This is a genomic window from Pseudomonas savastanoi (genome assembly GCF_020917325.1).
Classification (GTDB): Bacteria; Pseudomonadota; Gammaproteobacteria; order Pseudomonadales; family Pseudomonadaceae; genus Aquipseudomonas; species Aquipseudomonas amygdali.
The window spans coordinates 571266-584486 of sequence record NZ_CP076652.1; the positions used below are offsets into that span (position 1 = coordinate 571266).

A 13221-nucleotide genomic window follows, 5' to 3' on the forward strand; every position below is an offset into this window, starting at 1 on the left:
ACTCACCAATACGCTGGTTCAGTTACAACGAAACAGCGTTGGATGCTCATTTACGGTAGGTAAATTCCGCATCCTCGGCTGTTTACGCTCTGATCAGCGCTCTTGAAGCAGACTCTTAGCAGTCCAGTGGATTGCGTTTTTCAGGATCGATGCCGAACTTGGCGATGGCTTCCGCCACCACTTTAGGTTCGATATCGCCACGATCCGCCAAAGCTTCCAGAGCTGCCAGCACAACGAAGTGACGATCGACTTCAAAGAAGTGACGCAGCTTCTTGCGGCTGTCGCTACGGCCGAAACCGTCGGTGCCCAGGACTTTGTATTCCTTGGTTGGAACCCACTGACGAATCTGGTCAGCGAACAGCTTCATGTAATCCGTCGATGCAATGACCGGACCTTTGCGACCGTTGAGGCACTGCTCAACATAGCTCAGTTCCGGCTTCTGGCCAGGGTGCAGGCGGTTGTTGCGCTCTACAGCCAGACCGTCGCGACGCAGTTCGTTGAAGCTGGTAACGCTCCAGACGTCAGCGCCGATGTTGAACTCGTCACGGAGAATCTTCGCCGCTTCGCGAACTTCACGCAGGATGGTGCCCGAGCCCAGCAACTGGACGTGGTGCGCCGCTTCCCGGGTGTCTTCTTCGAGCAGGTACATACCCTTGACGATGCCTTCTTCCGCACCGGCCGGCATGGCTGGCTGGGCGTAGGACTCGTTCATCACGGTCAGGTAGTAGAAAACGTCCTGCTGCTCTTCGAACATCCGGCGCATGCCGTCCTGGATGATCACTGCCAGCTCGTAACCGTAAGTCGGGTCGAAGGTGCGGCAGTTCGGGATGGTCGACGCCAGAATGTGGCTGTGACCGTCTTCGTGCTGCAGGCCTTCGCCGTTCAGCGTGGTACGGCCGGCGGTGCCGCCGATCAGGAAACCACGGGTGCGGCTGTCGCCAGCAGCCCATGCCAGGTCGCCGATACGCTGGAAACCGAACATCGAGTAGAAGATGTAGAACGGAATCATCGGCTGGTTGTGGCTGGAATACGAAGTACCGGCAGCGATGAAGGAGGACATGGCGCCCGCTTCGTTGATGCCTTCCTCGAGAATCTGGCCTTTCTTGTCTTCGCGATAGAACATCACTTGTTCTTTATCGACTGGCTCGTAGAGCTGGCCGACCGAAGAGTAGATGCCCAACTGGCGGAACATGCCTTCCATACCGAAGGTACGCGCTTCGTCCGGGATGATCGGCACGATGCGCTGACCGACTTCCTTGTCCTTGACCAGCTGCGCCAGGATGCGCACGAAAGCCATGGTGGTGGAGATTTCACGGTCGCCCGAACCGTCAAGGATGGCCTTGAGGGTATCGAGTGGCGGCGTCGGCAGGCTGAAGCTCTGCGCGCGACGCTGAGGTACGAAGCCACCCAGCGCAGCACGACGCTCGCTCAGGTAACGGGCTTCGGCGCTGCCTTCTTCCGGCTTGTAGAACGGCAGGGCTTCGAGTTCGGAGTCCTTGACCGGGATGTCGAAACGGTCACGGAAGTGACGCAGGCTGTCGACATCGACCTTCTTGGTGTTGTGTGCAGTGTTTTTCGCTTCGCCGGCGCCGGTGCCATAACCTTTGATGGTCTTGGCCAGAACCACGGTCGGTTGACCCTTGTGGTTGACGGCTTCGTGGTAGGCCGCATAAACCTTGTACGGGTCGTGGCCGCCACGGTTGAGTTTCCAGATCTCGTCGTCGGACAGATCGGCAACCATTGCCTTGAGTTCAGGCGAGTTGAAGAAGTGCTCGCGGACGAACGCGCCGTCCTTGGCCTTGTAGTTCTGGTATTCGCCGTCGATGACTTCGTCCATACGACGTTGCAGGATACCGTCGACGTCCTTGGCCAGCAGCGGGTCCCAGAAACGGCCCCAGATGACTTTGGTGACGTTCCACTGAGCGCCACGGAACACGCCTTCGAGTTCCTGGATGATCTTGGCGTTGCCGCGAACCGGGCCGTCGAGGCGCTGCAGGTTGCAGTTGACGACGAAGATCAGGTTGTCGAGCTTTTCGCGACCGGCCAGAGCGATGGCGCCCAGGGATTCCGGCTCGTCGGTCTCGCCGTCACCCAGGAAGCACCAGACTTTCTGCTTGCCTTCCGGGATGTAACCGCGGTGTTCCAGGTACTTCATGAAGCGCGCCTGGTAGATCGCCTGGATCGGGCCAAGGCCCATCGATACAGTCGGGAACTGCCAGAAATCCTTCATCAGCCACGGGTGTGGGTAAGACGACAGGCCGTTGCCGTCGACTTCCTGACGGAAGTTGTTCATCTGGTCTTCGGTGATACGGCCTTCGAGAAACGCACGGGCATAGACGCCTGGCGATGCGTGACCCTGGAAGTAGATCAGGTCGCCGCCGTGTTCGTCGGTCGGGGCCTGGAAGAAGTAGTTGAAGCCGATGTCGTACAGCGTGGCGCTGGAGGCGAAGCTGGAGATGTGGCCGCCCAGATCCGGGTCGTTCAGGTTGGTTTTGACGACCATTGCCAATGCGTTCCAGCGCACCAGCGAGCGAATGCGGCGTTCCATGAACAGGTCGCCAGGCATGCGTGCTTCGTGGGTGACAGGAATCGTGTTGCGGTATGGCGTAGTGATGGCGTACGGCAGCTGCGAACCACTACGGGTGGCCAGCTCGCCCAAACGGGTCATCAGGTAGTGAGCGCGGTCTTCGCCTTCTTTGTCGAGAACCGATTCCAGGGCGTCCAGCCATTCCTGGGTTTCGACGGGATCGAGGTCTTGCATGGCTTGCTCCAGGGCGGAAAGGCTTCCAGAATCGGTTGCCTGAGTTTGCGACTGGCCTTGTGGGCAGACGACATAAATTCTTGGATTACCGGAGGGTGGGATCCGGCGGCGTGTAGTTTTACTACAAATCGACGACGATTTCAGCCCTCCGAGTATCGGACCCAGTAGTAAAACTACAGAGAAGCGACTCAATCGCTCCTGTTGTCTTGTAACTTAAAACGTTACTGTTGATTGCTATTGAATATCTTGCAGGGAAAAAGCGGATTTTTATGCTTCTAATTTGATTTTTCCAGCAATTTATAACCTTTGTTCGACAAGCGGTGCTGGCAGATGCGTCTTGCCGTCATGACAGACGGGCGTTTGCACGCCGATCAAGGATAGACCATGAGCCTACCTTTACTGGCTGAATTTCCGGCCATTCTGCTGCCATTGATTACCCGTGCCCGCCAGACGTTCCAGGCCGCGCTCACTGCTTTGTCAGAGGACGCGCTGGCGTCTTTCGAGGCCTGGCCCGAAGCGCGCCGCAAGGCGTTCGACCGGGTTTGCGCCGCCAGTGATTTTGTCACCGAGCAAGTTTGCCGTGACCCGCAGATGCTCCTGCAACTGGCCGACTCGGGCGAGCTGGAGCGTAGCTTCTCTGCCGGCCAATTGCGCGGTCAGATTGCCGATGCCCTGTCGAGCGCCGCCAGTGATGACGAGTTGGGGCGTAATCTACGTCGGCAGCGCGCACGCCAGCAAGTGCGAATCATCTGGCGCGATCTGACCCGCCAGGCAGATTTGATCGAAACCTGCCGCGACCTGTCGGAAATGGCCGATGCCTCGATCGACCTGGCCTACCAATGGCTGTATCCACGGCACTGCGAGCAGTTCGGCACACCGACCGGTCGTCACTCTGGGCAGCCGCAGCACATGGTCATTCTGGGCATGGGCAAACTCGGCGCGGTCGAACTGAACCTTTCGTCGGACATTGACCTGATCTTTGCCTACCCGGAAGGTGGCGAGACGCTGGGCACCAAGCGTGCGCTGGATAACCAGGAGTTTTTCATTCGCCTGGGGCAGCGGCTGATCAAGGCTCTGGACCCGGTAACCGTCGATGGTTTCGTGTTCCGGGTCGACATGCGCCTGCGGCCCTACGGTTCTTCCGGGGCGCTGGTGCTCAGCTTCAACGCGCTGGAGCAGTATTACCAGGATCAGGGCCGGGACTGGGAACGTTACGCGATGATCAAGGCGCGAGTGGTCGGCGGCGATCAGACGGCAGGTGCCGAGCTGCTGGATATGTTGCGCCCGTTTGTGTATCGCCGTTATCTGGACTTCTCGGCCATTGAAGCGCTGCGCACCATGAAGCAGCTGATTCAGCAGGAAGTGAAGCGCAAGGGCATGGCGGAAAACATCAAGCTCGGTGCCGGAGGTATTCGCGAAGTCGAGTTCATCGCCCAGGCGTTCCAGCTGATCCACGGTGGCCGCGACCTGAGCCTGCAACAGCGCCCGCTGTTCAAAGTGCTGAAAACCCTTGAAGGGCAGGGTTATCTGCCTTCGGCGGTGACTGAAGAGCTGCGCGAGGGTTACGAATTTTTGCGTTACACCGAGCACGCCATTCAGGCGATTGCCGACCGTCAGACGCAAATGTTGCCGGACAACGATCAGGATCAGGCACGCATTGCCCTGATCATGGGCTTTGCCGACTGGGTCAGTTTTCACGAGCGCCTTATGTACTGGCGCAGTCGGGTGTCCTGGCATTTCCGTCAGGTCATCGCCGACCCCGATTCTGATCCTGACGATGAGCAGCAGGACGACAGTGAGGTTGCAGTGGGTGGCGAGTGGCTGCCCCTGTGGGAAGAGTCCCAGGACGAGGAAGCCGCGGGTCGCCAGCTGTTGCAGGCCGGTTTCGTGGATGCGGAAAAGGCACTGAAGAATCTGGCCAGCCTGCGCAGCAGTCCCAACCTGCGTTCGATGCAGCGTCTGAGTCGTGAGCGGCTGGATGCGTTCATCCCTCGGTTGCTGGCTCAGGCGGTAGAGCATGAGAAGCCCGACCTGGTGCTGGAACGTGTGCTGCCGCTGGTAGAAGCGGTCGCCCGGCGCTCGGCGTATCTGGTGTTGCTGACCGAAAACCCTGATGCGTTGCGACAACTGCTGACCCTGTGCGCTGCCAGCCCATGGATTGCCGAACAGATCGCACGCTTCCCGCTGCTGCTCGATGAGCTGCTCAATGAAGGTCGCCTGTTCAATCCGCCGTTGGCACCAGAGCTGGCGGCCGAGCTGCGTGAGCGGCTGATTCGTATCCCGGAGGACGACCTCGAGCAGCAGATGGAAGCCCTGCGGCATTTCAAGCTGGCCCACAGCCTGCGGGTTGCGGCGTCCGAGATATCCGGCAGTCTGCCATTGATGAAAGTCAGTGATTACCTGACCTGGCTGGCCGAGGCCATTCTGGACCAGGTGCTGGCGCTGGCGTGGCGCTACAGCGTGGCTCGCCACGGCACGCCCTCGCGCCCGGACGGCACGTTGTGCGACCCAGGTTTCGTGATTGTCGGTTATGGCAAGGTTGGCGGTATCGAATTGGGCCACGGCTCCGATCTGGATCTGGTGTTCATTCATGATGGCGATCTGCAAGCCGAGACCGACGGCGCCAAACCGATCGACAGTGCGCAGTTCTTCACCCGGCTGGGGCAGCGGGTCATCCATTTGCTGACCACGCAAACCAACTCCGGTCAGCTGTATGACGTCGACATGCGCCTGCGGCCGTCGGGTGCGTCCGGGTTGCTGGTCAGTTCGCTGGGGGCCTTCGCCCGTTATCAGGCCAATGAAGCCTGGACCTGGGAACATCAGGCGCTGGTACGTGCGCGAGTGATGACCGGGAGTCGTGATGTTGGCGAGCAGTTCAAAAAAGTCCGTGCCGATGTGCTGGGGCGCGAGCGTGATCTGGGCAAGCTGCGCGCAGAGGTCAGCGAGATGCGCGGCAAGATGCGTGACAACCTCGGCACCCGCGTGACAGCAGCCGGAAGGGCGGCCAATGCCTTCGAGGCGTCGGTGCCGTTCGACCTCAAGCAGGACGCCGGAGGTATCGTCGATATCGAATTTATGGTGCAATACGCCGCCTTGGCGTGGTCCAGAGAGCATCCCGCGCTGCTGCAATACACCGACAACATCCGGATTCTCGAAGGGCTTGAGGACGCCGGACTGTTGCCTGACACGGACGCCAGCCTGTTACGCGAAGCCTACAAGGCGTATCGCTCGGCTGCGCACCGTCAGGCTTTGCAGAAGCAGGCGGGTGTGGTCAGCGGCGATCAGTTTCATGCCCAGCGGCGTGAGGTGATGCGGATCTGGACGCAGATGGGGTTGAGCTGAGCCGCGCGGCAACGCCATATTCCGCTGCAACACTATATAAAGCTATGACAGGGAGGCGACAGGTTGTGTGGGAATGTCACGCAGTCTGATCGGCCTCCCTGATCGTTTCTGGTCGTTTTTGGATAGAACATGAAAATTCTGATCGTTGGGCCTAGCTGGGTCGGTGACATGGTGATGGCACAAACGCTGTTCCAGTGTCTGAAACAGCGTCATCCCGAGTGCGAAATCGACGTGCTGGCCCCTGAATGGAGCCGTCCGATACTGGAGCGCATGCCGGAGGTTCGCGCTGCGCTCAGTTTTCCGCTGGGGCACGGCGCCCTCGAGCTGGCGACCCGTCGCCGGATCGGCAAGTCCCTGGCTGGCCAATACGATCAGGCTATCCTGCTGCCCAATTCGCTGAAATCCGCGCTGGTGCCGTTTTTCGCTGGTATACCGAAACGTACCGGCTGGCGTGGCGAATTCCGCTACGGCCTGCTCAATGACGTGCGCACCCTCGACAAACAGCGCTATCCGCTGATGATCGAGCGTTTCATGGCCCTGGCATTCGACAAGAGCACCGAGTTGCCGCGTCCTTATCCCAAGCCCAGCCTGCGCATCGACACCGCGACTCGCGATGCGGCGTTGAGCAAGTTCGGCCTGACCCTCGATCGTCCAGTGCTGGCGCTATGCCCTGGTGCCGAGTTCGGCGAGTCCAAGCGCTGGCCTGCCGAGCATTACGCACAAGTCGCTGACGCCAGCATTCGCGAAGGCTGGCAGGTCTGGCTGTTCGGCTCGAAAAAGGATCACCCGGTCGGCGAGAGTATTCGCCAGGAGTTGATTCCCGGCCTGCGCGAGGAGTCCGTCAACCTCAGTGGTGAAACCTCGCTGGCTGAGGCCATCGACCTGCTCTCGTGTGCCGACGCGGTGGTGTCCAACGATTCCGGCCTGATGCACGTGGCCGCAGCGCTGAATCGCCCGCTGGTGGCCGTCTACGGTTCGACCTCGCCGGGCTTCACGCCACCGCTGGCCGACGCGGTGGAAGTGGTGCGCCTGGGTATCGAGTGCAGCCCGTGCTTTGAGCGCACCTGCCGTTTCGGCCATTACAACTGCATGCGTCTGCTTGAGCCGGACGCCGTTATTCAGGCGCTGAGCCGCCTGAGCAGTACGCCGGTGGAGGTTGCCTGATTTTGCGGGTACTGCTGATCAAGACTTCTTCGCTGGGCGATGTTATCCATGCCTTGCCCGCACTGACCGATGCGCAGCGAGCGCTGCCCGGCATCCGCTTCGACTGGGTAGTGGAAGAGGGTTTCGCCGAAATTCCCGCTTGGCACCCGGCGGTCGACAATGTGATCCCGGTGGCGATCCGCCGCTGGCGCAAGCACCTCTGGCAGACGTTCAGGTCGGGGGAGTGGCGGCGCTTCAAGCAGCAGGTGCGCGAACAGCACTATGATCTGGTGATTGACGCTCAGGGCCTGTTCAAAAGTGCCTGGCTGACGCGTTATATCGATGCGCCGGTGGCAGGACTGGACCGCGACTCGGCACGTGAATCGGTCGCCAGTCGCTTTTATGACCACGCTTTTGCAGTGCCACGCGGGCAGCATGCGGTCGAGCGGCTGCGTCAGTTGTTCGCTCAGGCATTGGGTTATCCACAGCCGTCCGGCATGGGCGACTACGGCCTCAAGCCCTTGGCGACTCTTGATGACACGTTGCAGGCCCCGTTCGTGCTGTTCCTGCATGGCACGACCTGGGACACCAAGCACTGGCCCGAGCTGTACTGGCGACAACTGGCCGAACTGATGGCCGCTCGTGGCCTGCAGGTGCAGTTGCCATGGGGCAACCCGGCAGAAAAGGCACGCGCCGAGCGCATTGCCGACGGTCTGGACAGCGCACACGTGCTGCCCAAGCTGAATCTGGCAGGTGTAGCGCGGGTCTTGGCCAGCGCACAGGCCTGCGTTGCGGTCGATACCGGCATCGGACACCTGGCCGCCGCACTGGACGTTCCGACCATTTCCCTGTTCGGCCCGACCAACCCCGGCCTGACCGGAGCGTATGGCAAGTCGCAGGTGCATCTGGCCAGCGACTATCCGGGCTGCACGCCGTGCCTGCAAAAGAAATGCACGTACCAACCGAGCGCCGATGATCAGCGCCGGTTCGACCTTAAACGCGAGTGGCCGATGTGCTTCACTCGCTTGAATCCCGAGCGAGTAGCGAGCCAACTGGGCGCGCTGTTGCTGGCAAAGGAACCTGGCTGATGCAACTGGCTTTTGTACTCTACAAATACTTTCCGTTTGGCGGCCTGCAACGCGACTTCATGCGCATTGCGCTGGAGTGCCAACAGCGCGGCCACCAGATCCGCGTCTACACCCTGATCTGGGAAGGCGATGTGCCGCCCGGTTTTGAAGTGCTGGTAGCGCCGGTCAAGGCGTTCTTCAACCATCGACGCAACGAAAAGCTCACTGCGTGGATGGAGGCAGACCTGGCCAAACGCCCGGTGGACCGTCTGATCGGTTTCAACAAGATGCCCGGTCTGGATGTGTATTACGCCGCCGACGGTTGTTTCGAGGACAAGGCGCAGAACCTGCGCAGCCCGTTGTATCGCAAGTGGGGGCGCTATCGTCACTTCGCCGATTACGAGCGCGCGGTGTTCGCCAGTGACTCGAAAACCCAGGTGTTGATGATCTCCGAAGTGCAGCAGCCGCTGTTCATAAAACATTACGACACCCCGGCGTCGCGCTTTCACTTGCTGCCACCGGGCATTTCCCAGGATCGCCGCGCACCGCCGGACGCGCCTGACATCCGTGCGGGCTTCCGCAAGGAGTTCGGGCTTACCGACAATGACCTGTTATTGGTGCAGATCGGCTCCGGTTTCAAGACAAAGGGCGTCGATCGCAGCCTGAAGGCGCTGGCAGCCTTGCCTGCCGAGCTCAAGAAACGCACCCGCCTGTTTGTAATCGGCCAGGACGACCCCAAAGTATTCCAGTTGCAGAGCGCTGCGCTGGGCCTGGGCGAGCAGGTGACCTTCATGAAAGGGCGCAGCGATATTCCGCGCTTTCTGCTGGGCGCCGACCTGCTGATTCATCCGGCTTACAACGAGAACACTGGCACCGTATTGCTTGAAGCACTGGTCGCCGGTTTGCCGGTTCTGGTCAGCGCAGTCTGCGGCTACGCCCATTACATAGCCGAAGCTGACTGCGGGCGGGTGCTGGACGAGCCGTTCGATCAGGCGCAACTCAATCGCTACCTGTCGGACATGCTTGAGGATGATGGCGCACGCAGCGCATGGGGGCGCAATGGTCTTGCCTTTGCTGACACAGCGGACCTTTACAGCATGCCGCAACACGCTGCGGATGTGATTCTGGCGGAGCACTATTGATGAAGCTGTTCCTGGCTGAACCGTTCAAGAGCCTGTGGGCCGGACGCGATGCGTTCTTCGAGGTCGAGGGCCTGAGCGGCGAGGTCTACCGCGAGCTGGAAGGACGCCGCACGCTGCGCACCGAGGTCAACGGGCGTGGCTACTTCGTCAAGATCCACCGTGGCATTGGCTGGGGCGAAATCGCCAAGAATCTGGCAACTGCCAAGTTGCCAGTGCTGGGCGCGGGCAAGGAATGGGACGCCATCGAGCGTCTGCATGAAGTCGGCGTACCGACCATGACGGCTGTGGCTTATGGTGAACGTGGCAGCAACCCTGCCGCGCAGCATTCGTTTATTGTCACTGAAGAGCTGGCCCCGACTACCAGCCTGGAAGACGTAAGCCTCAACTGGCGCACCCAGCCGCCCGAGCCTCGTCTGAAAAGAGCGTTTATCGCCGAAGTTGCCCGCTTGGTCGGCATGATGCACCGCGCCGGCGTGAACCATCGCGACTGTTACATCTGTCATTTTCTGCTGCACACCGATACGCCGGTCACCGCTGACAATTTCAGATTGTCGGTCATCGACCTGCACCGTGCTCAGACCCGCCGTGCGATCACGCCGCGCTGGCGCAACAAGGACCTGGCCGCGCTGTATTTTTCAGCGCTGGACATCGGCCTGACCCGCCGCGACAAGCTGCGTTTCCTCAAGGGTTATTTTCAGAAACCGCTGCGCGAAATACTGCGCAAGGAAGCACCGCTGCTGAGCTGGCTGGAGAAAAAGGCCGACAAGCTGTATCAGCGCAAAGTGCGCTACGGGGATGCACTCTGATGGCGGGCTGGAAGCTCGAGCCCGAGTACGCTTTTCTGGAACAGGATTTCGGCAGTCTGGATGCCGTGTTTGCCTTGCAGGGCCAGCAGTTGACCCGCGATCCGCTTTCCGACGTCATTCGCGTCGAGCGCGCCGGGGTTTACTACTACGTCAAACGCTATGTAGGAGCGGGCAAAGGCCTGCGCCGTTACATCGGCAAGCCCAGGGTCAAGTCCGAGTGGCAGAACCTCAAGCGCTTTGCCAAATGGGGCATTCCCACGGCAGAGGTGGTGGCCTGGGGGCTGGAGCGCAACGGCGCAGCGTATGATCGCGGCGCACTGATCACTCGCGGCTTGCCCAATACCGAAGACTTGTCTGCGCTGGCACAACGCAAGGATACGCGACTGACCGACCGGCACTGGGTCGACGCTGTCAGCCGCCAGCTGGCTGCGTGTACCCGGACCATGCACGACAACCATTTCACACATAATGATTTGAAATGGCGCAACCTGTTGGTCGATGACGAAGGCAAGCTGTTTTTCATCGATTGCCCCAATGGCGCATTCTGGTGGAGCTTCATGCTGCGCTATCGGATCACCAAGGATCTGGCCTGCCTGGACAAGGTCGCCAAGTATCACTTGTCGGCCACCCAGCGCCTGCGCTTCTACCTGCAGTACCGTCAGCGAACGCGGTTGAACGCCTCCGACAAGAAACGTATTCGACATATCGTCAGCTTTTTCGAGGGCCGTGAATGAGCGTTTTTATTGCCAGTGCTGACCAGCCGTTACTGGCGCGTCACAACCTGGCTGATTTTGAATCGCTTTGGAACATCAGGCTTGATGCGGTCGACGAGCCCAATACCGGGCGCGGCGGCTGGAGCAGTGTGTTCCGTCTCGACCTGGAAGGTCAGGGGTTTTACCTCAAGCGCCAGAGCAATTACCTGACCCACACGTTGCATCATCCGTTTGGCGAGCCGTCCTTCTCTCGTGAGTTTCGTAACATCAGTCGCTACCGCAAGCTGGGCATTCCAGCGCTGCAAGCGGTGTTTTATGGCGAGCGCAAGGTCGACGGGGAATACCGGGCGATCCTCATGACGCGTGCGCTGGACGGCTGGACCGATCTTGACGAACTGTTGCAGCAGTGGAACCAGATGGAGAGCGTCCAGCGTCTGGCGGTACTTCACGCCTGCGGCCAGTTGGCGCGCACGCTGCACGGTGCCGGACAGGTTCATGGCTGCTTTTATCCCAAGCATATTTTTCTGCAGGCCGTGGGAAAGGGCTATCAGGCGCAATTGATCGACCTGGAGAAAACCCGTCCGGTGATCTTCGGCAAGCGTGACCTTGCCCGCGACCTCGAACCGCTGCTGCGCCGCGCGCCGATGTGGAATGAGGCCGATCGGCGCGAGCTGTTGGCGGCTTATCTGCAAGCCACGCCGAACAGCCTGCTGGTCGACGCCTGGAATGCGCGTCTGGGCAAGCGCGGCGCTCACAAACGAGACCTTCAACACCGCGATGATAAAGAGACCCGTTGATGCGTTTGTCTGAACTCAAGACCGCTGGACGTACCCCCGAGTTGCCGATGAGCCTGACGCTGGCTGATGCTGCCGGTTCGGCTGAACTGCAATTGCTGACCCTGCTGCGTGTATTGCCGGGGCAGCGCTACGTCGGTGCAGGTGTCTGGCGAGGCCGAACGGTTCTGGCAAAACTGCTGGTGGGCGACAAAGCGGCCCGACACTTTCAGCGCGAACTTGCCGGGGTGCGCCTGCTTGCCGAACAGGGGCTGACCACGCCGCTGTTGCTGGCCGACGGTTTGCAGGATGGTGAGGGTGGCTGGCTGCTGTTCGAGTTTCTGGAGCAGGCGTCAAGCCTGGGCGATGCCTGGAATACTGTCCAGGACCTGCCACCGCTGGCGGATGAGCAGCAAGCCGTGCTCGGCGAGGCGCTGAGCGCCATCGCCCGGCAACACGCCAAAGGCTTGTGGCAGGAAGATTTGCACCTCGACAACCTGCTGCGCCACAACGGGCAGTTGTACTTGATTGATGGTGCCGGTATTCGCGCCGAGCAGGCCGGCACACCGTTGTCCCGGCAAAAGGTGCTGGAAAACCTCGGTGTGTTCTTTGCCCAGTTGCCCAGGTCTTTCGAGCCCTTCACTGAAGAGTTGCTGGTGCATTACCTGCTGAGCAACGCCGAGCATGGTTTGCCGATGGAGGCGCTGCAAAAGCAGATCGACAAGGTTCGCAGCTGGCGGCTCAAGGACTTCATGAGCAAGACCGTGCGCGATTGCAGTCTGTTCAGCGTCGAGGACAGCGCTTCGGTGTTCCGTGCTGTTCGTCGCGAGGAGGAGGCCGCGATGCTGCCGGTACTTGATCAGGCTGATGCCCTGCTCGACAAGGGCCATCTGTACAAGACCGGTGGCGCTGCGAGCGTAGGCCGTGTCGAAATCAGTGGTCGTACGCTGGTCATCAAGCGTTACAACATCAAGAATTTCAGTCACTGGCTCAAGCGCTTCTGGCGTCCCAGCCGGGCCTGGCATTCATGGCGCGAAGGTAACCGCCTGATGTTTCTCGGCATCGCCACACCAAAGCCGCTGGCAGTTCAGGAAAAGCGTTTCCTCGGCTTGCGCAGCAAAGCCTGGCTGGTGACCGAGTTTATCGAAGGGCCGGACATCATCGAGCGCTTCGCTCCCCATGTCGAAACCGGTGATGCACCAGAGGCCGAACTGCTGGCGCTGGACACGCTGTTCGCACAGCTTATCCAGGCGCGCATCAGTCATGGTGATTTCAAGGGGCATAACCTGTTCTGGCACACCGATCGCTGGGCGATGATCGACCTGGATGCCATGCAGCAGCACAGTTCTCACTCTTCCTTTGCAGCAGCCTACGCGCGTGACCGGGCGCGGTTCATGCGCAACTGGCCGGTGCAGAGTGCGCTGCACCAGATACTGGAGCAGCGCTTGCCGAAGATCACGCCAGACTGAGCCTG

The 13221-nt window shown here is 60.3% G+C and carries 9 protein-coding genes; 8 read left to right on the forward strand and 1 reads right to left on the reverse strand.

Going from position 1 to position 13221, the window contains the following annotated elements; translation table 11 throughout:
• Nucleotides 1-115 precede the first annotated feature (115 nt).
• A complete protein-coding gene (aceE, locus tag KP808_RS02550) occupies nucleotides 116-2761 on the reverse strand; it encodes a pyruvate dehydrogenase (acetyl-transferring), homodimeric type (RefSeq protein ID WP_058399871.1) in 2646 nt (881 codons plus the stop codon).
• A 384-nt stretch (nucleotides 2762-3145) separates the two neighbouring features.
• Between aceE and glnE the strand changes: the two genes are divergently transcribed.
• The 8 genes from glnE (at nucleotide 3146) to KP808_RS02590 (ending at nucleotide 13216) form a co-directional block, all read left to right on the forward strand.
• The gene (gene glnE, locus KP808_RS02555) at nucleotides 3146-6103 is read left to right on the forward strand and encodes a bifunctional [glutamate--ammonia ligase]-adenylyl-L-tyrosine phosphorylase/[glutamate--ammonia-ligase] adenylyltransferase (protein ID WP_230017389.1); all 2958 of its coding nucleotides are present in this window, start codon (nucleotides 3146-3148) and stop codon (nucleotides 6101-6103) included.
• 129 nt (nucleotides 6104-6232) lie between these two features.
• The gene (gene waaF / locus KP808_RS02560) at nucleotides 6233-7267 is read left to right on the forward strand and encodes a lipopolysaccharide heptosyltransferase II (protein WP_122280663.1); all 1035 of its coding nucleotides are present in this window, start codon (nucleotides 6233-6235) and stop codon (nucleotides 7265-7267) included.
• 2 nt (nucleotides 7268-7269) lie between these two features.
• The gene (gene waaC / locus KP808_RS02565; RefSeq protein ID WP_230017390.1) at nucleotides 7270-8334 is read left to right on the forward strand and encodes a lipopolysaccharide heptosyltransferase I; all 1065 of its coding nucleotides are present in this window, start codon (nucleotides 7270-7272) and stop codon (nucleotides 8332-8334) included.
• Nucleotides 8334-9455: a glycosyltransferase family 4 protein gene (locus KP808_RS02570; RefSeq protein ID WP_230017391.1), complete on the forward strand. Its 1122-nt coding sequence runs from the start codon at nucleotides 8334-8336 to the stop codon at nucleotides 9453-9455. Before waaC ends, KP808_RS02570 begins: the two co-directional genes overlap by 1 nt.
• Nucleotides 9455-10261, forward strand: coding sequence for a lipopolysaccharide core heptose(I) kinase RfaP (gene rfaP, locus KP808_RS02575; RefSeq protein WP_230017392.1), 807 nt, complete (start codon nucleotides 9455-9457; stop codon nucleotides 10259-10261). Before KP808_RS02570 ends, rfaP begins: the two co-directional genes overlap by 1 nt.
• On the forward strand, nucleotides 10261-10995 hold the full coding sequence (locus KP808_RS02580) for a lipopolysaccharide kinase InaA family protein (protein WP_058399877.1): 735 nt from the start codon (nucleotides 10261-10263) through the stop codon (nucleotides 10993-10995). Before rfaP ends, KP808_RS02580 begins: the two co-directional genes overlap by 1 nt.
• Nucleotides 10992-11771 (forward strand): lipopolysaccharide kinase InaA family protein, encoded by a 780-nt coding sequence (locus KP808_RS02585; RefSeq protein WP_058399878.1) that lies wholly within the window; start codon nucleotides 10992-10994, stop codon nucleotides 11769-11771. Before KP808_RS02580 ends, KP808_RS02585 begins: the two co-directional genes overlap by 4 nt.
• The gene (locus KP808_RS02590) at nucleotides 11771-13216 is read left to right on the forward strand and encodes a lipopolysaccharide kinase InaA family protein (RefSeq protein ID WP_122259375.1); all 1446 of its coding nucleotides are present in this window, start codon (nucleotides 11771-11773) and stop codon (nucleotides 13214-13216) included. Before KP808_RS02585 ends, KP808_RS02590 begins: the two co-directional genes overlap by 1 nt.
• The last annotated feature ends 5 nt before the right edge of the window (nucleotides 13217-13221 follow it).